The sequence below is a fragment of the Verrucosispora sp. WMMD1129 genome (assembly GCF_029581255.1).
GTDB classification, from domain to species: domain Bacteria; phylum Actinomycetota; class Actinomycetes; order Mycobacteriales; family Micromonosporaceae; genus Micromonospora; species Micromonospora sediminimaris.
This window is the reverse complement of sequence record NZ_CP120741.1, coordinates 4,961,224-4,982,828: the sequence shown is the minus strand read 5'-3', so window position 1 is coordinate 4,982,828 and position 21,605 is coordinate 4,961,224. Positions and strand designations below refer to the sequence as shown.

Annotated in this window: 16 protein-coding genes; 10 read left to right on the top strand and 6 right to left on the bottom strand. The window is 72.3% G+C overall.

Going from position 1 to position 21,605, the window contains the following annotated elements:
• Positions 1-10 precede the first annotated feature (10 nt).
• Positions 11-2,740 (bottom strand): LuxR C-terminal-related transcriptional regulator, encoded by a 2,730-nt coding sequence (locus O7624_RS23260; protein ID WP_282237257.1) that lies wholly within the window; start codon positions 2,738-2,740, stop codon positions 11-13.
• A gap of 296 nt (positions 2,741-3,036) precedes the next feature.
• Here O7624_RS23260 and O7624_RS23255 point away from each other — a divergent pair, with 296 nt between their 5' ends.
• From O7624_RS23255 to serS, 5 genes are all read left to right on the top strand, one after another.
• Entirely contained in the window at positions 3,037-3,423 is a 387-nt protein-coding gene (locus O7624_RS23255) for a hypothetical protein (protein ID WP_282240730.1), read from the top strand.
• The gene (locus O7624_RS23250) at positions 3,420-4,574 is read left to right on the top strand and encodes an alcohol dehydrogenase catalytic domain-containing protein (RefSeq protein ID WP_282237256.1); all 1,155 of its coding nucleotides are present in this window, start codon (positions 3,420-3,422) and stop codon (positions 4,572-4,574) included. The genes O7624_RS23255 and O7624_RS23250 overlap by 4 nt, the downstream gene beginning before the upstream one ends.
• 43 nt (positions 4,575-4,617) lie before the next feature.
• On the top strand, positions 4,618-5,805 hold the full coding sequence (locus O7624_RS23245; RefSeq protein ID WP_282237255.1) for a saccharopine dehydrogenase NADP-binding domain-containing protein: 1,188 nt from the start codon (positions 4,618-4,620) through the stop codon (positions 5,803-5,805).
• Between the two features lie 45 nt (positions 5,806-5,850).
• Positions 5,851-6,930 (top strand): MerR family transcriptional regulator, encoded by a 1,080-nt coding sequence (locus O7624_RS23240; protein WP_282240728.1) that lies wholly within the window; start codon positions 5,851-5,853, stop codon positions 6,928-6,930.
• A 140-nt stretch (positions 6,931-7,070) separates the two neighbouring features.
• Entirely contained in the window at positions 7,071-8,351 is a 1,281-nt protein-coding gene (gene serS / locus O7624_RS23235) for a serine--tRNA ligase (RefSeq protein ID WP_282237254.1), read from the top strand.
• A 39-nt stretch (positions 8,352-8,390) separates the two neighbouring features.
• Here the strand turns inward: serS and O7624_RS23230 are convergent, their stop codons facing one another.
• The 3 genes from O7624_RS23230 to O7624_RS23220 form a co-directional block, all read right to left on the bottom strand.
• Positions 8,391-8,969, bottom strand: coding sequence for a redoxin domain-containing protein (locus tag O7624_RS23230; RefSeq protein WP_282237253.1), 579 nt, complete (start codon positions 8,967-8,969; stop codon positions 8,391-8,393).
• Positions 8,970-9,031: 62 nt separating this feature from the next.
• Positions 9,032-10,492 carry an NADH-quinone oxidoreductase subunit NuoF family protein gene (locus O7624_RS23225; RefSeq protein WP_282240727.1) on the bottom strand — a complete coding sequence of 487 codons (1,461 nt, stop codon included), beginning with the start codon at positions 10,490-10,492 and terminating at the stop codon, positions 9,032-9,034.
• A 2-nt stretch (positions 10,493-10,494) separates the two neighbouring features.
• The gene (locus O7624_RS23220; RefSeq protein WP_282237252.1) at positions 10,495-12,294 is read right to left on the bottom strand and encodes a ferric reductase-like transmembrane domain-containing protein; all 1,800 of its coding nucleotides are present in this window, start codon (positions 12,292-12,294) and stop codon (positions 10,495-10,497) included.
• A gap of 462 nt (positions 12,295-12,756) precedes the next feature.
• Between O7624_RS23220 and O7624_RS23215 the strand changes: the two genes are divergently transcribed.
• Both O7624_RS23215 and O7624_RS23210 read left to right on the top strand, forming a co-directional pair.
• The gene (locus O7624_RS23215; protein WP_282237251.1) at positions 12,757-13,998 is read left to right on the top strand and encodes an alpha-amylase family protein; all 1,242 of its coding nucleotides are present in this window, start codon (positions 12,757-12,759) and stop codon (positions 13,996-13,998) included.
• Between the two features lie 246 nt (positions 13,999-14,244).
• Positions 14,245-15,096 carry a L,D-transpeptidase family protein gene (locus O7624_RS23210; RefSeq protein ID WP_282237250.1) on the top strand — a complete coding sequence of 284 codons (852 nt, stop codon included), beginning with the start codon at positions 14,245-14,247 and terminating at the stop codon, positions 15,094-15,096.
• Between the two features lie 120 nt (positions 15,097-15,216).
• Here O7624_RS23210 and O7624_RS23205 read toward each other — a convergent pair whose 3' ends face one another.
• Complete coding sequence (locus O7624_RS23205) at positions 15,217-17,331, bottom strand: prolyl oligopeptidase family serine peptidase (protein WP_282237249.1); 2,115 nt, start codon at positions 17,329-17,331, stop codon at positions 15,217-15,219.
• A 448-nt stretch (positions 17,332-17,779) separates the two neighbouring features.
• Here O7624_RS23205 and O7624_RS23200 point away from each other — a divergent pair, with 448 nt between their 5' ends.
• Genes O7624_RS23200 through O7624_RS23190 form a run of 3 tightly spaced genes read left to right on the top strand, consistent with a single transcriptional unit; the run spans position 17,780 to position 21,016 of the window.
• Positions 17,780-18,550 (top strand): hypothetical protein, encoded by a 771-nt coding sequence (locus O7624_RS23200; RefSeq protein WP_282237248.1) that lies wholly within the window; start codon positions 17,780-17,782, stop codon positions 18,548-18,550.
• Entirely contained in the window at positions 18,547-19,830 is a 1,284-nt protein-coding gene (locus O7624_RS23195) for a hypothetical protein (RefSeq protein WP_282237247.1), read from the top strand. Before O7624_RS23200 ends, O7624_RS23195 begins: the two co-directional genes overlap by 4 nt.
• Before the next feature lie 46 nt (positions 19,831-19,876).
• On the top strand, positions 19,877-21,016 hold the full coding sequence (locus tag O7624_RS23190; RefSeq protein ID WP_282237246.1) for a site-2 protease family protein: 1,140 nt from the start codon (positions 19,877-19,879) through the stop codon (positions 21,014-21,016).
• 17 nt (positions 21,017-21,033) lie between these two features.
• Here O7624_RS23190 and O7624_RS23185 read toward each other — a convergent pair whose 3' ends face one another.
• Entirely contained in the window at positions 21,034-21,588 is a 555-nt protein-coding gene (locus O7624_RS23185) for a Uma2 family endonuclease (RefSeq protein WP_282237245.1), read from the bottom strand.
• Between the last annotated feature and the right edge of the window lie 17 nt (positions 21,589-21,605).

Below are 21,605 nucleotides of genomic sequence, written 5' to 3'. Positions count from 1 at the left end.
GGCCTCAAAGTCAGATGAGGCGGAGTTGGCGGGCGCGGCGGACGGCGTCGCGACGGCGGGTTGCATCGAGCTTGCGGTAGATGTTGCGGACGTGGGTCTTGACCGTGTTGACGGAGACCGACAGTTCGGCGGCGATCTCCACGTTGGACAGGATGCTCTGCAGGTACCGCAGGATCGTCAGCTCCCGCTCGGTGAGCGGCTCGTCCAGCGACGGCACCGCCGCGTCGGCGGCACCTGGGCCGCCCGTCTGTCCGGCCGGCGCGTCGACGGCGCGTACCAGGTCACTCACCAGCGACCAGTGGGCGGTACCGGAGTCGAGGTGGGCGGTGAGCAGTTCCCGCAGTCCCGGCTCGGCCTGTCGGAACGGGCGACGGTAATCCTCCGGCGCGGCCAGGTCGAGCGCCTGTTCCAGCAACCGGCCCGCCCGACGGTCGTCACCGGACCGGACGGCCAGCACCGTGGCCAGCAGCGCGGCGTCGAGGCGTACCGGCAGCGGCCAGTCGGCCGCAGGTGCGGCGGTCCAGTCCGGTAGCAGACGGTCGGCGGCACGGGGGTCACCGGCCCGCAGTTCGGTCCGGGCCGCCGCGACGGCCAGCGCCGCCGCCGCACCGGTCATCGGCTCGGCCGGCGGCTCACCGGCCAGTTCCCGGGCCGTCTGTACGTCGCCCCGCGCGCTGTGCAGGTCCAGTTCGGCGGCGCGCAGCAACGTGCCCAGCTCACCGCCGCGCGCCCCCCACCCGGTGCGGGCCTCCACCAGCAGCCGGTGGCCGACACTCGGCTCGCCCTCGTCGAGGCGCAGGTACGCGCGGCACCAACCGGCCACCGCGCCGGGCACCGGTTCCGCGCCGGCCGGCGCGGCCAGCCCCAGGTGCGCCTCGGCCTCCGCCGGCTGGTTCCGGTGCAGCGCCACCACGGCCAGCGCCAGGTGCGCGTACCCGCAGTCGAGCAACGCCGCCCAGCCCTGGCAGGCCGGCAGGGCCAACGCCGCCCGGGCCAGTTCCTCGGCGGCGCGCAGCTGTCCACGCAGCGCCGCCACCAGGGACCATCGGCTGGCGCAGACCAGTTCGGTGCGCGGACGTGCCGCCTCCCGGGCGGCCGCCAGCGCTTCGGCGAAGCCGGTCGCCGCCCCGGTCAGGTCGCCGTCGTCCAACGCGAGCAGGGCGAGCGCGGTGCCGGCCACGGCCCGTACGTCGGCGTCCTCGATGGCATGGTCGGCTCGCGGGTCGCCGGTCGGGTGTCCACCGTCGGTGGCGAGCAGGCGGGCGGCGGCGGCGCGTACGGGCGGCGGGTCACCGGCGAGTCGGGCCAGGGTGAGTTCGACCGCGGCGACCAGCCGACCGAACCGGGCCCGGCGCGGTTGCGGCAGCCGCCGGAGGTGCCCGCCGGCCAGCCGCAGGTAAGCCTCGGCCGCCCCGGTGTCGCCGTCGAGGGCCCGTTCGGCGGCGCAGGCCAGCGCGAGTTCCGGGTCACGTTCCACCGCCTCCGGCGGGGGTGGCGCGGGCACCGGCCCGACGCCGGCCGGCCGCTCGTAGGGCACCAGTTCCGGCCAGCGGATCACGAACAGATCGGTGGCGGCGGTCCAGTCACCGGCGGCGAGCGCGTGGCGCAACGCGTCGGCGGGTCGGCCGTTGCCGGCGTACCATCCGGCCGCCCGCAGGTGCAGGTCGCGCAGCTCCGCTGCGGGCAGCCGGACCAGCTCGCGGTGCAGCAGGTCGGTCAGCAGCGGATGGCACCGGTACCAAACCGGCCGGCTGCCGTCATGGTGGAGCAGACCGCTGTCGTCGGCGAGCGTGCGCAGGCGTTCATCGGCGTCCGCGTCGCCGCTGAGTGCGGCGGCGAGGCCGGCGCAGACGGCGTCGACGATCGCCGCGCGGCGCAGCAGCTCACGGTCCGTCGGCTCCAGCCCGGCCAGCGGCTCCGCCCGCAGGTAGCCGGCGATCTCCGGCTGGTCGGCGCCGAGTTCGCTGATCCAGCGCTCCGGGTCTGGTTGGTCCCGCAGGGCGAGGGCGGCGATTCGCAGCACGGCCGCCCACCCCCCGGTCCGCTGCCGCAGCCGGGCCACCGCGGCGGCCGGCACCACCACCCCGTGCGCGGTGAGCAGGTCGGCGATCTCGTCGCCGGTGAAAGCCAGGTCGTCCGGGCCGATCTCGGTCAACTCCCCGGCCAGCCGCAGCCGGTGCACCGCCAACGGCGGACCGGTCCGTCCGGCCGCCACCAGCCGTAGCCGCTGCTCGCTGTGGCGGAGCAGGAACTCCAGACCGGCCAGCGCCGCCGGTTCGGTGATCAGGTGCAGGTCGTCCACGATCAGCACCACCGGCCGTTCCCGGACGGCGAGGGCGGCGGCCATGATCTCCAACTCGTCCGGACGTGGCGCCCGGTCGGGCATCGGCGTCTCCGCCGGATCCGCGACGGAGCGCAACGCGGCGCCGAGGTACGACCAGAGGCGGTCCGGGTCGTCCCCCGCCTCGACCGACACCCAGGCCGGAACCGGGGCCTCCGGTTCAGCCTCCTGCCGCATTCGTCGCCAGGTGGCCAGCAGCGTCGTCTTACCCCAGCCGGCGGGTGCCCGGAGCAGGGTGACCGGGCGGGCCACCGCCTCGTCGAGCAACCGGGCCAGCCGGGGCCGGAGCACCATCGTCTCTCCCGGCACGGCGGGTGCCAGCCGGGAGGCCAGCAGGGGTGGGCCGCCCGGTGGGCGGACCCCTGCGTCGGCCCGGACGGTGCTGCGATCATCCGGCATCCGGCCCACCCCCACGGACGCGTGCTTCCTCCCCCGGCCCTGCGGCGGGCGGTTACCCGACCCGCGACGGTTCACCCCTTCCGGGGGAACCGGGTTCACCCCGCCAGCGGCAACGCTGGCCCTGAGCTGGGCGGACGCGTCGCGGATCCCACCGGGTCACCCGCCGACCCGTTCGTTGGGACGGACCACACGGTGCGGAAGCGGGATCGGAGGTACGAGTGGGACAGGTCGGGACTGTTGTCGCGGTGGCCGGCGCCCTCGGCGTGGCGGCGGCCCGGGCCGCGCGTACCGCCGTCATCCGGCAGCGCACCCGGCGTGCCCGACACCCCGGAGGTTGGCAGGTGGTGACGGTCGACCGGCCGCTGGAGCAGGTGTTGCCCACCGGGGCCTGGCCGATGCCGCTCCGTCGCCTTGACGGTGCCGTCGAGGTCGCGGTGGCGCGCGCGCCGGGTGGCCGGGGTACCGAACTGGCGGCCCGGCCACGGCCGCACGCGGCCTGGCCCGGGCTCGCCGCGCACCTGCTCGGCGACGATCCCGGCCTGCTGGTACGGCAGGCGTTGTGGCAGGTCAAACAGCTCGCCGAGACCGGCGAGGTGCTGCGCGTCGACCGGGCACCCGGCGAGCGCGGGCCGGTGGCGCCGACCCACAGCTTCCCGCCGCGAGCGGACGGGCCGCCACGGTGAGAGCGCTGTGCTGGACCACCGGTGGCGAGTTGGCCGTCCGCCAGGTGCCCGATCCGGAGCTGCGTAACGACCACGACGTGATCGTCCGGGTGCGGCGTAGCGCCACCTGCGGTGCCGACCTGCCGCTGCTCACCGGGCAGGCGCCGGGCCTGGCCGCCGGTGACGTGCTCGGCCACGAGTTCCTCGGCGACGTGGTCGAGGTCGGCCCCGGCGTACGCCGGCACCGGATCGGCGACCGGGTGGTGGTCTGCGCGTCGGTGGCCTGCGGTGCCTGCTGGTACTGCCGGCGAGGGCTACCGTCGTGCTGCGACAACGGCAGCAGCGACCCGACCGCGAGTGAGGCGGAGTGGGGTCACCCGGTGGCGGGCTGCTTCGGCCAACCCCGGGCCGCAGGTGGTTTCGCCGGCAGTCACGCCGAGTACGTCCGGGTGCCGTACGCCGATGTCGGGGCGTTCCCGGTGCCGGAGTCCGTCGGCGACGACCGGGCCCTGTTCGCCTCGGACGCCGCACCGGCCGGCTGGCTGGGTGCGGAGGGTGGCGAGGTGCGCCCCGGTGACGTGGTGGCGGTGTGGGGAGCCGGCGCGGTCGGTCAGCTGGCCGCCCGGGCAGCCTGGCTGCTCGGCGCCGAGCGGGTGGTCGTCGTCGACCGGCACCCCGGGCGGCTGCTGATGGCACGGCAGCACGTCGGCGCCGAGACCATCGACCGGCGGGACACCGACGTCGCGGCGCAGCTGCGGGAGTTCAGCGGTGGGCGGGGGCCGGACGTGTGCGTCGAGGCGGTCGGTGGTCCGGCGGGGGAACACCGCTCGCTCGCCGACCGGTTCACCGGCCGTGCCCGGGTGCCGGAGGCGGTCCGGGAGGCGGTGTACGCCTGCCGCAAGGGCGGCAGCGTCTTCGTCCTCAACGGCGGCGTCCGCCACGTCGACGCGTTCCCGGCCGGCATCGTCGTGCACAAGGGACTGACCGTGCGCGGGGGACGCCAGCACGGCCAGCGGCACATCCCGATGCTGCTGGATCGGATGGCTCGCGACGAGCTGCGTACCGAGCACCTGGCCTCGCACCATTTCCCACTGGAGCGGGCCGCCGAGGGGTACGCCCTGTTCCGGGACCGGCCCGAGGAGTGTCTACGCGCCGTGTTCACCCCGCACTGACCGGCAACGGGCGGATCGGCGGTGGCGGTGGCATGATCGCGGGATGGCTGCCCAACGGTCGTACGACGTGGTGCTGTTCGGGGCGACCGGGTTCACCGGTGGTCTCACCGCCCGCTACCTGGCCCGGCACGCGCCGCCGGGGTTGCGCTGGGCGATCGCCGGCCGCAACCCCGACAAGCTGGCCGCGGTCCGGGAGCAGTTGGCCGCGATCGACCCGGCGCTGGCCGGACTGCCGCTGCTCACCGCCGACGTCACCGACCCGGCCTCGTTGCGCGCGGTGGCCGCCGACGCCCGGGTGGTGGCCAGCACCGTCGGCCCGTACGTCCATCACGGTGAACCGCTGGTGGCCGCCTGCGCCGCCGCCGGCACCGACTACCTCGACATCACCGGCGAACCGGAGTTCGTCGACCGGATGTATCTGCGCCACCACGCCGAGGCGGTGCGCACCGGCGCGCGGCTGGTGCACGCCTGCGGCTTCGACTCGGTCCCGCACGACCTCGGCGTCTGGTTCACGGTCAAACAACTGCCCGCCGACACCGCCGTCACCGTGGACGGGTACGTGCGGGCGGGCGGACGGTTCTCCGCCGGCACGTACCACTCGGTACTGACCGCCTTCTCGCGTACCGGTGAGGCGTCGCGGGCGGCCCGCGAACGCCGCGCCGCCGAGCCACGCCCGACCGACCGCCGGGTGCGGGCCGTGTCGGGCCGACTGGCCCGCTCCAGGGACCTGCCGGTCTGGGCGGTACCGCTGCCGACCATCGACCCGCAGGTGGTCCGCCGCTCGGCGGCGGCCCGCCCCGAGTACGGTCCGGATTTCCGCTACCGGCACTTCGCGGCGGTGCGGCGGCTGCCGACGGTGCTGGCCGCCGGTGCGGGACTCGGTGCCGTGGTCGGGCTGGTGAAGCTGCCGCCGACCCGGCGGTGGCTGCTCGGCCGGCTCGCCTCCGGGCAGGGACCGAGCGCCGAGCAGCGGGCGAAGTCGTGGTTCACTGTCCGTTTCGTCGGCGTCGGCGGCGGGCGACGCGTGGTGACGGAGGTGGCCGGCGGCGACCCCGGCTACGACGAGACCGCGAAGATGCTCGCCGAGTCGGCACTCTGTCTCGCCTGCGACGACCTGCCGGCCACCGCCGGTCAGGTCACGCCGGTCACCGCGATGGGCGACGCGCTGCTGCACCGTCTCACCGCCGCCGGCATCACCTTCCGGGTGCTGAAGGACGAGTCGGCCGCTTGACCCTCGACCAGGTCGAGGGGGCAGGATCGGACCGTGGACGGTGACCTGCACAGCATCGGTGAGCTGGCTCGGGCCAGTGGGCTTACGGTGAGCGCGCTGCGCTTCTACGACGCCGCCGGGGTGCTGGTCCCGGCCCGGGTCGATCCGGTCACCGGCTACCGCTGGTACGCCGACGACCAGGTGGCACCGGCCCGGCTGGTGGCCGGGCTACGCCGGATCGGCCTGCCGGTCGCCGAGATCGCCCGGGCGGTACGCGCGGAACCCCCGGTGGTGCACCGGCTGCTCGACGCGCACCTGGGGCGGCTGGCCGACGGACTGGCCGAGGCGCGGCACGAGGCCGCCCGGATCCGTCGCCTGCTCGCCGACGACCAACCCCCGCCGGCCACCCGGCTCGTCCTGACCGGGCGTGCGCTGGCCGCCGCCGTGGACGCCGTCCGGTTCGCGGTCGGCACCGATCCGGCGCTGCCGGGGCTGGCCGGCGTGCTGCTCGACGTGACCGACGAGGGGATACGGCTGGTGGCGACCGACCGGCACCGGCTGGCGGTGGCGACGGCCGGCGCGGCGGTCCGCGGTCCGGCGGTGCGTGCGCTGCTGCCCGTGGCCGCGGTCGACCGACTGCGCCGGCTGTCCGGCGCCGCGGCCACCGACGAGGTGCGGCTGACCCTGGTCGGGAGGCAGGTCGTTGCCGACGTCGCCGGGCGTCGGTTGCGGGTGACGACCCTGCCGTACGACTTCCCCGACTATCACGCCCTGCTGCCGGCGGCGACCGGCGGGCCGGCCCGCCGGGTGCCGGTGGACGCGCCGTGGCTGGTCGCCGCGCTACGGTCCGGAACACCGACGGTGACCCGGGAACATCTGGGCGGCCCGCTGCCGGTGACCGTGCTGGGGCTGGGCGGCCGGGAGACGCTACGCCTGCTCGGCCCGGACGAACTGACCGACGACCCGGCCGGTCGGGCCGACGCCGAGCTGCGGGTCGGCGTCAACGGGGGGTACCTGCTCGACGCGCTGCACGCGGCGGGCGGTCCGCGGCTGGTGCTGGAACTGGACGGCCCGGTCACCCCGCTGGCCATTCGCCGGCCCGACGATCCGGCCGCCTTCTCCATCCTGATGCCGATCCGGCTCTGACTGCGGCGACCTGTCCGGCTCGGACCGGACGTCGGAAACCGCCGGTCCGTGGTGGGTCGGGTGCGGGAGGCGGGGCGATTCGGGCGCGACGGTAGCATCTGGAGGTCCACCCGAGCCCGGACGGAGGCGTACGGAGCAGCATGCTCGACATGGAGTTGATCCGGAAGGATCGCGACGCGGTGGCGGCCGCGCTGGCGAAGCGGCTGGACGCCGCCGAGGTCGACCGAGTGCTGGAGGAGATCCAGCAGCTCGACCGGGAGCGTCGCCGGCTGATCAGTGAGATCGACGGGGAACGCCAGCGCCGCAAGGCCGAGGCCCGGGCGTACGCGCAGGCGAAGCGAGCCGGTGTCGAGCCGCAGGTCACCTCGGACGACGGTCGGAAGCAGGTCGCCGAGCTGGAGGCCGAGCTCGACGAGGTGCAGGCGCGGCTGCGTACCACCATGAGCGAGCTGCCCAACCTGCCCGCCGAGGACGTGGTGCCCGGCGGCAAGGAGGCCAACCGGGTGGTGAAGACCTTCGGTGCGCCACCGGCCATCGAGAAGGTCCGCGACCACGTCGAGCTGAGCCGGATGCTGGGTCTGGTCGACCACGAACGCGGCGTCAAGCTCGGCGGCTCCGGCTTCTGGATGTACACCGGGCTGGGTGCCCGGCTGGAGTGGGCGCTGATCAACTGGCTGATCGAGCGGAACATCGAGGCCGGGTACGAGTTCCTCCTGCCGCCGCATCTGCTGCTGGACAGCGCAGGTTTCGCCGCCGGTCAGTTCCCCAAGTTCTACGACGACGTCTACCACCTGGACAAGCAGTCCGCGCCGCGTGGGCAGTTCCTGCTGCCGACGGCGGAGACGGCGATCCTCGGTGCGTACCAGGACGAGATCCTGGAGACCGCGAAGCTGCCGCTCAAGGTCTTCGCCTACACCCCGTGCTACCGGCGCGAGGCGGCCGGCTCGCACTCCGACGAGCGGGGCACGGTGCGGGGGCACCAGTTCAACAAGGTGGAGATCTTCCAGTTCACCCTGCCCGAGCAGGCCGACGCGGCGCTGGAACAGATGGTCAGCCACGCGGAGAGCTTGGTCGAGGGGCTGGGTCTGCACTACCAGCGCAGCCTGCTCGCGGCCGGCGACTCCAGCGCGTCGATGCGGAAGACCCTCGACATCGAGGTGTGGATGCCCAGCACCGGCAAGTACAAGGAGGTCTCGTCGGTCTCCTGGGGCGGTGACTACCAGGCCCGCCGGGCGGCGATCCGCTACCGCGAGCCGGGCGGCAAGCAGACCCGCTTCGTGCACACCCTCAACGGCTCGGCCCTGGCCACCAGCCGCCTTCTCCCCGCCATCCTGGAGCAGTTCCAGCAGCCCGACGGCTCGGTCCTGGTCCCCGAAGTCCTCCGCCCCCGCCTGGCCACCGACCGCCTAACCCCGCACTGACCGCCCCCACCCCAGTGCCTCGGCGAGGGGGCAGGGGCGTCAGGTGGCCAGCGCGGTGACGCGGCGGGTGAGGTCCTCGCCGTCCAGCCAACCCTGGTGGATCACCCGGCCGTCCCGGTCGATGATGACGAAGGTGCTCTGCTCGACAACCTCGAAGCGCCGCCAGATCACCCCTTCGCGATCCTCGATCTGCGGCATCGGGCCCAGTTCGAACTCGGTGACGAAGTCGGTCATCGCCTTGCGTTCACCGAGCCCCGCGACGCCGATGATCGGCACGGTCTCCCGGAAGCCGGGCTCGATCTCGGCGATCGTCCACGCCTGGCTGGCGCAGGTGGCGCACCAGGGCGCCCAGAACCAGAGCACCACCGGCCGGCCCGCCAGGGTGGCGGCGTCGAAGGCCGCGCCGTCCAGGGTGGTGCCGGTGAACCGCAGGGTGTCCGGCACCGGGCCGGCCGGCCCGGTCGACGGGGACGAGGCGGTGGCGGACGCCGGACCACCGGCCTGCGGGGCCGCCTCGGCGTCCGGACCGGTGCCGCATCCGGCGGTGGCCAGCACGGCGGCGAGCAGAGCGGCGGTGACCGCCCCGGTGACCCGTCCGGTTCGTGGAACCGACCCCATCGGCGTCTCCTTCGGTTCGCTCGCCCGTCGACCCGGGCAGCCGTGCCACCCGGTCGACCGGCTCAGGCTTCGGTCAACCGCAGCGCCAGCGCCGGGCAGACCTTGACCGCCTTCACCGCGCCCTCCCGCAACCAGGTCGGCACGGGGGTGGGCGGGAAGGCGGGGTATCCGTTCTGGTCCAGCCGGATGAAGTCCGGCACCACGTGGGCGCAGAGGCCGTGACCGTCGCAACGGGACCAGTCCAGGACCAGCTTCTGTGGGTCGGGGTCGGGAGCGCCGGGTAGACCCATCATGCCCTTGACCCGCCGTCCGCAGCCCTCGCCTGTGATGTGCTTCTTCAGGTCGTCGGCGAAGACCTCCATCGCCGAGAGCGCGAAGCGGGACGTACCGTCGGGGTGGCTGCACGCGCCGCGGCCCTTGACGTCGCCGGCGGCGGCCCGGACGACCTCCACCGGCGCGCTGCCGGAAACCGCCAGGTCGACGGCGCGGGCCAGGTCGGGCAGACCCCGCTTGCACGGGCCGCACTGCCCGGCCGACTCGCCGGCCAGGTAACGGACCACCTGCGCCGCCTCGCCGAGCGGGCAGGTGTCGTTGGCCAGCGGGACGATGATGCCAGCGCCGAGCGTGCCGCCGACCGCGGCGAGCCCCTTGCGGGAGACCTCGGCCCGCTCCGCCGCCTCCCGGGTGATCCACTTGCCGTGGTAGCCGCCCATGAGGATGCCGGGACCGTCCGGCACCTCGCACAGTTCGAGGATCTCGGCCAGCGGGGTACCGGCCGCGCACTCCACCACCGCGTGGCGCTTCGCCGCGCCGGTGATGCTGAGCAGCACCGTGCCGGGTTCGTCGTCGGTGCCGAGCGCCGCGTACTCGTACGGGCCGAGTCGGGCGGCAATCGCCATCTGGGCGTACGTCTCGGCGTTCGACAGCAGGGTCGGCATCCCGCCCACGCCGGAGTCACTGGACCGCTTCTTGGTGCCGGGCGGGATGTGCGGCAGCCCGTTGATCCCGTTCACCAGGGCGCCGCCCTCACCACTGATGAACCGGTGCGGCACCGTCACGACGCTTGTCGGCGCCGGCATCCGGCGCTCGTCCAGGGCCTCCATGAGGGAGTCCCGGCCCACCAGGTCGTCGGCCACGCAGAGCACGATCTCCTCGGCGTCCAGCGCGAACGCGGCCAGCGCGGCACCGTCGAGAATCAGGTGCGGTGCCCGGGTGAGCAGGACCTTGTCCTTCCAACTCGCCGGCTCACCCTCGGTGGCGTTGACCACCACCACGGGCGGCAGATCCTGGCGTTCACAGGACTCCAGCACCGCCCGCAGCTTCCGGGCGAACGGGAAGCCGGCCCCGCCCTTGCCCTTGAGCTGGATGCCCTCGGCCAGACGCAGCAGGTTGGAGGGCTCCATCGGGCTGATCGGCCCGTGCACCAGCTCGTGGGCACGCAGGTCGAGCCGGCCGAACTCGGCGAACCCCGCAGTGAGCCGCGGCTCACCCACGGCAGCCACCGGGGGAACGGTGGTCCGCATCGTCACTTGGCCTCACCCCGCAGCCCGGCCCAGTAGGCGCCGTCCACCGAGTCCGGGTCGGCCCGGCGGCGACGTCGGCTCTCCGTCGACGAGGCCCGGCGGGCACGTCGGGAGGCCAGGTCGACCAGGGTCGGAGTGTCGTCGTCGGCCACGTCGTCGTCCGGGGCGTACCGGGCCGGCGGGCGCCAGTAGTCGGTCTCCGCCGCCGGCAGGTCGTCCTCGGCGCTGTGCCGCCCCCCGCCGCTGCGCGGCGCGGCGGAGATCGGCGAGCCGGAGATGGGCGCACCGGAGATCGGGTCGACCGAGATCGGGGCGGCCGACTCCCACCGGCGAGGGCTGTCCCAGGGCTCCTCCGGCTCGTCCTCCATCCGCTGCGGGGGAGCCGAGTACCGGCTGTCGGTCCGGGACCGGCGGGAACGGCCGTACTCCTCCTCGTCGTCGGAGTCACGACGGCGACGACGCACCGGCTCCTCGTACTCCATCAGGTCCTCGTCGCGACGGGACGCCCGACGGCCCACCGGCTCGCGCTCCTCCTCGCGCCGCGACCGGCGGCCGGTCGGTTCCTCGTCGCGCCGCGACCGGCGGGCGACCGGCTCCAGGTCCTCGTCGACCCGCGCCGCACGCCGCCCGGTGGTCTCCAACTCCTCGTCGCGGCGGGAGGACCGCCGGGGCTCGGCATCGCGGCGGCGGCGCGCCACCGGCTCCAGCACCTCGGTTTCGCGGCGCACCACCCGCTCCAGTTCCTCCTCCTCGCGGCGCGAGGCGCGCCGGACGACCGGCTCGAACTCCTCGTCGCGACGGTCCCGACCGGACCGCACCGGTTCGCGCAGCGTGCCCGGCTCGGGAACCACCGGCACGGTGAACCGTTCCGGGTCGTTGCGCCGGATGGTGGGGCTGGCCCAGGTCCCGGAGGTGCTGTCGGCCCAGCTGGTGTCGCGACGGACCCGCTTCTCGCGACCGTCGTCGGCTTCGTCGCGGCGGCCGGTCAGCGTGCCGAGCAGGGACTTGCCCCGGGTCTCCTCGGTGGACTTGGCCCCGCTCATGACCTCGTTCAGAACGGCGGCCTGCTGTTGCTCGCGGCTGCGCCGTTGCAGGGTGACCGAGAGCCGGACCATCAGGGCGATCACGACCAGCAGCACGCAGGCGAAGTAGCTCAGGCCCACCCAGGTGGCGGGCGGACGCCCGGCGAGCAGGCCGTGGAAGATGGCGAACGGCCAGGAGACGTACGCCATGGAGTGCAGCGCACGCCACACCCACTTCGGGCCGACGTCGGCGAACCGCGCCCGGATGATTCCGGTCCAGAGCACACCCACCATGAGCAGCGCGGCGATGGTGCCCAACCCGATGTAGAGGCCCCGGCCACCGACGAACGGCACGGCGGCGTCGGTCACCCCCGCCCGACCACTGGCGATCTTCGTGATGACGTGGAAGGCCAGCCCGGCCACGCCGAGGATGCCGGTGGCCCGGTGCGCGGACTGCAACAGCACCCGGTGCCGGATGAGCAGCACCAACCGGTCGGTGGCGAGCAGCCCCATCATCACCGTGAGGCTCAGCGCGACAAGCGCGATCACGCCGGCGAAGAACTCGGTGAAGAAGAAGCCCATCGCGTACATCTGCTGGCCCGCGCCGGTGAGCATCGTCAACGCCCACAAGGCGGCGAGCCCGGACGCGGAGAGCGCCATGATCTGGCCGCGGGACCGGACGCGGATCCCTCGACTGCTGCTGCTGGTACGTACGGCAGCTGCCTTCTCGTTCTGCGTAGCCCGGACCATCTGCTCCTCGATCGTCTCGCGGCGGCGCACCGCCGGCCGACCCTGTTCCCCACTCCAGTACGCAGCGCGGCTCCGGTCGGATCAGTGTCGTAAGAAAAAATCTCGCCGAGTTGTCGAACCGCCCCGCCACCCGGCGCGTATAACGGCCCCGCCGCCGGCCGTCCACACCAGCACATTGACAGGCGTTGAAATCAGCTTGTAACCTTTCCGAAATTTTCAGCCCTGATTGCAAGATCCGGGCAACCGCACCACCTCCCCGTCCCCCGGCACCCCTGGAGCACCCGATGCATCGACGTCGACTCCGCCCGGCGATCGTCGCCCTCGCCGTGATCGCCGGCCTCCTCGCCCCCGGCGTGGTCACCGCACCCCCGGCCGCCGCCGCCCCGAGTGGTGGCAAGAAGGTCATCGCCAACCTCTTCGAGTGGAACTGGCCCTCGGTCGCCAGCGAGTGCAGCAGCACCCTCGGCCCGAAGGGGCTACGGCTACGTCCAGGTGTCACCACCGCAGGAGCACGTACGCGGCAACCAGTGGTGGGTTGCCTACCAGCCGGTCAGCTACCGGATCGAGTCCCGCAAGGGCACCCGCGCGCAGTTCAAGTCCATGGTCGACACCTGCCACGCGGCCGGCGTGAAGGTGATCGTCGACGCGGTCATCAACCACATGTCCGGCCAGGACAACGGCGGGACCGGCTGGGCCGGCTCGACCTACCAGCACCACGTCTACCCCGGCATCTACCAGTCGCAGGACTTCCACTACTGCGGGCGCAACGGCAACAACGACATCGCCAACTACAACGACCGCTACGAGGTGCAGAACTGCGAGCTGGTCAACCTCTCCGACCTGAAGACGGAGTCCGACTACGTCCGCTCCCGGCTGGCCGCGTACCTCAACGACCTGCTGTCGCTCGGGGTGGACGGTTTCCGCCTGGACGCCAGCAAGCACATGCCGGCGGCCGACATCGCCAACATCCGCAGCCGGCTCAACCGGTCGGCGTACATCGTGCAGGAGGTCATCTACGGCGCGGGCGAGCCGATCACGCCGAACGAGTACACCGGCAACGGTGACGTGCACGAGTTCCGCTACGGCAAGGACCTGGCCCGGGTGTTCCGCTCCGAGCGGCTGGCGTACCTGCGCAACTTCGGCGAGGGCTGGGGTCACCTGCCCAGCGCCGTGTCTTCGGTCTTCGTGGACAACCACGACACCCAGCGCGACGACGGCGGGGTGCTCACCTACCGCGACCGGGGCATCTACGCGCTGGCCAACGCGTTCATGCTGGCCTGGCCGTACGGCTCCCCCACGGTGATGTCGAGCTACACCTTCAGCAGCCGCGACGCCGGCCCACCCTCGGACGGCAGCAACAAGACTCGCGACACGGTCTGCTACTCCGGCTGGGAGTGCGAGCACCGCTGGCCGGTGATCGCGAACATGGTCGGCTTCCGCAACGCCACCGAGGGCGCCGGGGTCAGCAACTGGTACGACAACGGCAACAACCACATCGCCTTCAGCCGCACCGGCCGGGGCTTCATCACCATCAACGACGAGGGCTCGGCGATCAACGGCCGCTCCTACTACACCGGCCTCCCGGCCGGCCGCTACTGCGACGTCATCCACGGCACCTTCACCAACGGCACCTGCTCCGGCCCGGTCGTCACCGTCGACGCCAACGGCTGGTTCGCCGCCAACGTCCCCGCCCACGACGCCATAGCCCTCCACCTAAACGCCCGCCTCCCCTAACCCCCCACCCCACCCACCCCCTCCCCCCTCCCCCCTTGACCGCCCGCGTTGATCAAGAAGTTTTGGTCGCCCCGCCCGCTCAACCCCGACGCAAACTTCTTGATCAACGGGCGGGGGGCGGGGGCAGGGGGCGGGGGGGTTGGGGTTTTGGAGTTGTTTGGGGGTTTTGGGGGGTAGGGTGGGTGGGTGGGGGTTTTGGGAGTTCTGGGGTCTCGGGGGCGGCGGGGGGTCGCTTTCGGGGTGGGCGTGGCGGTGCTGATGGGTGGGGCCGCGTACACGGGATGGGCGCTGACGCCGACGCCCGGGGCGACTCCCGTCGCCGGGCCCACCAGTGAGGCGCCTCCGACGGCGGAGGTGCCGCCGTCGGCCGACGCCGAGCGGGTGCTGCCCGCCGCACCGGCGCCGGACGGGCTGCCGGAGATCGATTACGACCCGGCCCCCGCCGGCTTCCCCGACGACCCGGACGCCCTCGACACCACACCGCTGACCCAGGGCCTGCACCCGACCCGCAAGCTCGCCGCGTACGACGCGCCCGGTGGCCGGCCGTTGGCGTTCCTGATGCCGACGATCAGCGAGGTGGAGCTGACCGTGCCGGTCGCCCGCCGCGAGTCCGGCTGGACGGCGGTGCTGCTCCCCTCGGCCAACCGCAAACTGGCCTGGCTGCCGCCCGGCGGTTTCCGCACCGTCGCGCTGCGCGACCAGATCGTGGTGGAACGTACCCCGTTCCGGCTCACCTGGTACCGCGACGGCACCGCCCAACGCTCCTGGCAGATCAGTCTCGGCCAACGCGGCCAGGAAACCCCACTCGGCCGGACCTTCGTGCTGGGCCGCACCCCACCGCCGGAGTCGGTCTACGGCGGGGTGGACATCTACGCCCTCGGCTCGATCCCCGACGACCTGGACTCGGTGCCCGCCGGGCTGCGCGGCGCCCACATCGGCATCCACACCTGGTACCACGACGGTGAGCTGGGCCAGCAGACCACAAACGGCTGCATCCGGTTGACGGCCAGCGGCCAGCGCCTGTTGCTGGAGAAGCTACGTCCGGGCACGCCGGTGGTCGTCGTCGACGAGCTGCCGGCCCCACCCGCCACCGCCTGAGCCGATGATCGGACGCCGGTGGCAGGGCGGTGCAGACACCGTCCGTCACGCTGCGAGGCGATGTGACGCTGGGCAGCCGGTACGAGCGTGGCGCGGTGGGCTGCTCCAGGTTCCCTGGGATCAGTACGCGATCTCGCGAGCTTCGCCGCTGGCGGGTGTCCATTCCTCCGGCCGGATGCGCTGGGCGGGCACGGCTTCGGCCGAAGGGGCCAGTTTTCTCCAGAGGAACTCCAGTGACAACGTCTCGATGAAGGCGCGCTGCTCGTTGTTGGCCGCCGCGCCGTGTCCACCCTCGACGTTCTCGTAGTACGACACGTCGTGGCCGTGCTCGCGCAGCCGGGCGGCCATCTTCCGGGCGTGCCCGGGGTGCACCCGGTCGTCGCGGGTGGAGGTGATGAACAGGACCGGCGGATACCGCTCGTGACTGCGCACGTTGTGGTACGGCGAGTAGTCCCGCAGGAAGGCCCAGTCCTCCGCGACGTCCGGGTCGCCGTACTCGGCCATCCAGGAGGCACCGGCCAGCAGCCGGTGGTAGCGACGCATGTCCAGCAGCGGGACGTTCGCGACGACGGCGCCAATGAGCGACGGATAGCGGGTGAGCATCGCGCCCATCAGCAGGCCGCCGTTGCTGCCACCCTCGATGCCCAGCATGGCCGGCGTGGTGATGCCCCGGCTCACCAGGTCGGTCGCCACGGCCGCGAAGTCCTCGAAGGCGCGGGTTCGATGGGCTCGCAGCGCGGCCCGGTGCCAGCGCGGGCCGTACTCGCCGCCGCCGCGGATGTTCGCCACCACGTAGGTGCCGCCGTGGGCCAGCCAGCCCCGGCCGACGATGCCGTCGTAGCCGGGGGTCAGGGACACCTCGAAGCCGCCGTACCCGTGCAGCAGCGTCGGCCCGGCGGGCGCGGCCGGATCCCCGACCACGAAGTACGGCACCCGGGTGCCGTCGGCGGAGGTGGCGAAGAACTGGCGTACCGCCAGGCCGTCGGGGTCGAAGAACGCCGGTGCCCGCTTGAGTGTCTCGACGCTGCCACCGACCCGTCCGAGCCGCAGCGTGGCCGGCTGGAGGAATCCCTCCGAGGCGATCAGGTACGCGTCGTCCCGGTCCGGATCCGTCTCCACGACGCAACCCTCCTCGTCCGCCGGCACCCCGGGTAGCGGTTCGCGCCGCCAGCCACTCTCACCGGGGGTGAGCAGTTCCAACCGGCTGCGGACATCGGTGAGGGTGGTCAGGATCAGGTGGTTGCGGGTCCACGTGTACCCGTCGAGGGAGGTCCGGTCGTCCGGCTCGAACAGCACGTTGAAATCCCGGTCACCGGCGAGAAAGGCGGCGAACCGGATCGCCAGCAGCGCACCCGCCGGATGGCTCCGGTCACCCACCTGCCACGGCGTACGCGGCCGGACCAGCAACCATTCCCGGTGTACGTCCCAGCCGGCGTCCTCGGGCACCGGGATCCGAATCCGCTCCCCCGCCCCGGTCAGCAGGTAGCTCTCCGACCGGTAGAAATCCACGGTGCGCGTGACGAAGTCGCGCTCGAATCCGGGCGTCAGGTCATGCCAGCCGTACGCCCCGATGTCGGTGGTGGACGCCTCGAAGACGATCTCGGCCTCGGTCAGCGGGGTGTCGCGCCGCCACCGGCGCACCACCCGGGGATACCCGGAGTCGGTAAGCGATCCTGGCCCGAGGTCGGTGCCGATCCAGATGTGGTCGGCGTCGATCCAGCCGACGTCGGTCTTGGCCTCCGCCACGGTGAACCCGTCCGCCACGAAGGCCCGATCACCCAGGTCGTACTCGCGCACCACCACCGCATCCGCACCGCCCCGGGAGAGGCTGACCAGGCAGCGCCGGTGCTGCGGCGGCAGGGTCGCCACCCCACCCCAGACCCAGTTCTCGCCCTCCCGTTCGGCAAGCGCGTCAAGGTCGAGCAGGACATCCCACTCCGGTTCCGGCCGGCGGTACTGATCGAGCGTGGTACGCCGCCACAGCCCGCGTGGATGGGTCGCGTCGCGCCACAGGTCGTAGTAGTAGCCGTCGCCGCGCCAGGCCGGGTACGGGATGCGGTCGTCCGCGTCGAGCACCTGCCGGACCTCGGCCTGCCGGGCGGCGAACGCCGGACCGCCGGTCAGGGCCGCGACGGTCTCGGCATTGCGCTCCCGGACCCACGTCGCAGCCTCCGGGCCGTCCAGGTCCTCCAACCAGAGGTACGGGTCATCGCTGTCGTCGGTCGAGATCGCCACCCTCGAACTATCGCCGACATCCGTGTCGGCACCCGACCCGCCGGCTGTCGACATGGCGACTCGGCTGATCGGCGCCACCCGTTCGGCGCTGTGGACTGATCAGCCGACTCGGGTGCGGGAGGCGTCGGTCGCCTCGTTCCAGCCTCCGCGAGGTAGAGCGTCTGGCTGGCCGGCGGTGAGTACGAGTGCGTCGACCTCATTGATGGAAACCATCGGTGCCGACGAACTCGACGTTCGCCCACACGTGGTACGGGTCGGCATCCGCGCCGACTCCTCCACCCCGTCCGGCAACCACTCGGCTCAGCCTTCGCCCCTCACCGGTCACACGTCCGCGCAGCGCACAACAGGCGTCAGCGTCAGAGCGGCAACACGTTCCGCACTTGAACGAACACTTTCTGCTTCATAGACTCGCACCTACGCGCTTTCCCGCCCCCTCCGGGAGGTCGCATTGGGCACATCGACTCGACTACCCGGCCCGACCGGTGGCGGCTGGACCAGCGCGAAGCGCAGCCTCAGCAGCTGGACCCCGCGCCCGCAGAGCCAACCCGGGTCGCTCGTCGAGGACGACCGCCGAAAGGCTGAGCGAACGGCGGAGAAGTTCCGAGACGCGCTGCGTGATGCGCTCCGCGAGGACCCGGAGCGATTCGGCATCCAGAGTTCCGCCAGGGCGAGCGGAGACCGTCTCGTCACCGTGTTGGACGACCTGCGCCAGCCGGACCCAGCCCTGCTCCGGGGCATCGCGGATCACCCATACCTCGCTCCGGCGGACGAGTTCGTTCGTCGGTTCGTCGCCGAGGTCGGCGGCGACGGCCGACTGGTTGTCGACGCAGCCACCCGCCGGGCCGCGCGCCGCGTGGTCGAGCGGCTGGTGGACCACGACGGCCCGCTCGCCGACCCGCTGCGACCAGGGGGTATCAGCGGTGAGCTGTTCTGCGCCCTCTACCAGTCCTTCTTCGGAGATCTGGTCGGCCAGTTCGTGCACATCCTGATCGCCGAGAACGTCAAACTCGCCCTGCCGGTGCTGGCGCTCGACCCCACCGACACGGTGGCCGGCTTCGTCGCCGACCAGATCGTCAAGATCCTGCCTGATCCCTGTGCGGTGGCGAACGCACACGATTCCGAACAGCCACACCTCGTCGATACCGCCCGGGACCTGCTCGCAGAAACCGTCGCGGAGGCGCTGGGCTTGGGCGACTCCGGTCTGGAGCTGGCAGCATGAGCCCCGCCAGTTTCGCTTACCAGTATCCGAGCAAGACGAGGTTCTCAGGTCCAGGTCGACCAACGGGACTTGACCCACAACTGCTGTTACCTGCTGATCGTCGACTACAGCAGCTCGCCGAAGTTCCGGGCGACCGACCAGGCTGGGCTCAGGACCTGGTCCAGATCGCGCGTGCTGTCTACCTGGCGGACAAGCTGTCCTCGCGGGCACTCTCCGACGACGGCTGGACCCGACACATCGAGCTCTCGGTAGAGGTAGTGGAGCCAGATCGATGGACTGAACGGACACTCGTGCTCTTGTCCCGGCTGCTGGAGGCCTTGTCCTCGGACCACTGGGCCATCAACGTTCGTCCTGGGGCCGTTCGGTGGCCGCATCAGGGCCGAATGCTTTCGGCCCAGCAGGTGCAGGAGGTCGCGCTGTTCTCCGGTGGCCTGGATTCCACGGCGCACGCGGTTGAGCGTTCCACGGCAGGTGCGGGTGACCTCCTGCTCGTCTCCTACTACGAACCTCATTGGGGAAGGCAGCAGGACGTCGCACTGGCGACGATCCGGACGGCAGCTTCACGGGGAATTCAGCAGTTCAAGGCGTCACAACAGGTACGCGCCCCTAATGTCGAACTGGAGAAGTCGGCACGCACGCGGGGGCTGTTGTACATGGCGACCGCCGTCTACCTGGCGGCGGTACACGACGTCCCCCACATCGCCGTACCGGAGAATGGTCAGCTGGCCCTGAACCCGGCGCTGACCCCCGCTCGGGCGGCTGCCTGCTCGACCCGCTCAGTGCATCCCGGCACGCTGAGCCTCCTCAACGAAATCATCGGGACGGTCGGAGGTACGGCAACCGTCATCAACCCCTACCTGCACCTCACCAAGGGCGAGGTATGTCAACGGGCGTTGCGGGCAGGGCTCGAGGGCGCGACGCTTACCAACGCCACTGTCAGCTGTGGTCGCCCGCCCAGAGATCGGCCGGACCCACACTGCGGATGCTGCTACCCCTGTCTGGTACGACACTCCGGTCTGCTCACCGCGCTCGGAGACGACGACACGCCGTACGTGAAAGACGTGTGGGCGATGGCGGACCGGCTAGCTGCGACCGATGATCGGCGGGCGTTGCAGCGCTGGCTGAGCGAACCGTTCGGCGTGCGTGATCTGTTCACCGACCTGCCCGTACCGGAGGGGTCTGACCTGACCGCCCTTGTTGACGTCGTGCAGCGCGGCCGTACGGAGCTGACCCGGATGTTCGTCCGGCACCACAAATTGGTCAGGGCAGCGATTCGGTGACGTTCGACCCTGGCATGGGAACGGGCTGCGGGGGTATGACCGACACATGAGGGCGAGTTTCCGACTCGGCAGGATCGTGGGCGTACCGGTCGGGGTCAACTGGAGTGTCCTGGTCATCTTCGCGCTGATCTGGTGGGGGCTGTCGGCCAACCTGTTCCCGGAGTCGTATCCGGACCGGTCGGTGGTCGCGTACCTGCTGGCCGGGCTGACCGCCGCGGTGGTCTTCTTTCTCGGGCTGCTCGCCCACGAGGTGTCGCATGCGGTGGTGGCCAAGCGCAACGGCCTGGGCGTGCAGGGGATCACCCTGTGGCTGTTCGGCGGGGTCGCCGAGCTGCGCGGCGAGGCCCGCTCCCCCGGTGCCGAGCTGCGCATCTCCGGGATCGGCCCACTGGTCAGTCTGATCATCGGCGTCTTCTTCGGTGCCATCGCGACGCTGCTCGCCCTGGCCGGGGTCCAGGGGTTGCTGCTGGGCGTGATGGCCTGGCTCGGCGGCATCAACCTGCTGCTGGCCGTGTTCAACATTCTGCCGGCGGCACCGCTGGACGGCGGGCGGCTGCTGCGGGCGGCGGTGTGGAAAGCCACCGGCGACCGGACCCGAGCCACTGTGGTGGCGGCCCGAGCCGGCTGGATCCTCGGCCTGGCGCTTATCGGCTTCGGCCTGTGGCGGTTCCTCACCGGCACCGGTGTCGGCGGGTTGTGGCTGGCGTTGATCGGCTGGTTCCTGATCGGCGCGGCCACCATGGAGGAGCGGCAGGCCCGGGTGGGCGACGCGCTGCGCGGCATCCGGGTCGCCGACGTGATGAGCCCGCAGCCGCAGACCGCCTCGGGTGAGCTGACGGTGGCCGACTTCGTGGACAACTACCTCTTCGCGTACCGGCACACGGCGCTGCCGCTGACCGAGGACGGCCGGCCGGTCGGGCTAGTCACCCTCGACCGGGTACGCGGCGTGCCGTCCGGCGAGCGGGGCAGCACCACCCTGGCGGCGGTGGCCTGCCGCGCCGACGACCTGGTGCTCGCCTCTCCCGACGAGCCGCTTACCGACCTGCTGCCCCGGCTCAGCGACTGTGCCGACGGCCGGGCCCTGGTGGTCACCGACGGTCGCCTGGTCGGCATCGTCTCCCCCAGCGACATCAGCCGCGCCGTGCAGCGCAGCAGCATGCGCGACCAGCTCACCACCGGCCGCTGACCGCCGACCGCGCTGACTCAGTCGAGGTGGTCGGCCGGGGCGGTCTGCAACAGCCAGGCCAACGGCATGCGGGCCTGCTCGACGTACCGACCGTCGCCGCCGAGTTCGTGCAACGTGACAGTCTGCGCGCCGTCCCGGTCCACGACCCAGTACCGGGGGATGCCGGCCCGGGCGTACTCGCGCACCTTCGTCACCGAGTCCATCGCCTCGGAGCCGGGCGACACGATCTCGATCACGAGCGCGATGTCGGCCACCGCCGACCACACGCCGCGCCGGGGAGGTTTGCGCCAGACGCTCAGGTCCGGAATCCGACCACCGTTTCCGTCCGGCCCGGGGATGCGTACGCCGACCGCCTGGAGCACCTGTTCCGCGGGCCAGCCCGCCATGATCAGCCAGGCGAACAGTCGGCTCGCGATCGTCGCGTGCTCCGAGTCGGGCGGCGGCATGACCGACAGAACCCCCTCGGGGCTGGTCTCGTAACGATGACCGTTCGCATCGGCGGCGTTCATCGCCGCCACGTCGTCGAGCGTCACGACGGCGGGCATGTGCATGCCGACAGCCTCAGCGCTCATGGGCTAATCCTAGTTCG

Excerpts from the sequence above, each read along its gene's own strand:
- O7624_RS23245 (WP_282237255.1), top strand. The coding sequence starts at position 4,618 with ATGGCTGCCCAACGGTCGTACGACGTGGTGCTGTTCGGGGCGACCGGG.
- O7624_RS23260 (WP_282237257.1), bottom strand. The coding sequence starts at position 2,740 with ATGCCGGATGATCGCAGCACCGTCCGGGCCGACGCAGGGGTCCGCCCA.
- serS (WP_282237254.1), top strand. The coding sequence starts at position 7,071 with ATGCTCGACATGGAGTTGATCCGGAAGGATCGCGACGCGGTGGCGGCC.
- O7624_RS23190 (WP_282237246.1), top strand. The coding sequence starts at position 19,877 with ATGAGGGCGAGTTTCCGACTCGGCAGGATCGTGGGCGTACCGGTCGGG.
- O7624_RS23230 (WP_282237253.1), bottom strand. The coding sequence starts at position 8,969 with ATGGGGTCGGTTCCACGAACCGGACGGGTCACCGGGGCGGTCACCGCC.
- O7624_RS23225 (WP_282240727.1), bottom strand. The coding sequence starts at position 10,492 with ATGCGGACCACCGTTCCCCCGGTGGCTGCCGTGGGTGAGCCGCGGCTC.
- O7624_RS23185 (WP_282237245.1), bottom strand. The coding sequence starts at position 21,588 with ATGAGCGCTGAGGCTGTCGGCATGCACATGCCCGCCGTCGTGACGCTC.
- O7624_RS23195 (WP_282237247.1), top strand. The coding sequence starts at position 18,547 with ATGAGCCCCGCCAGTTTCGCTTACCAGTATCCGAGCAAGACGAGGTTC.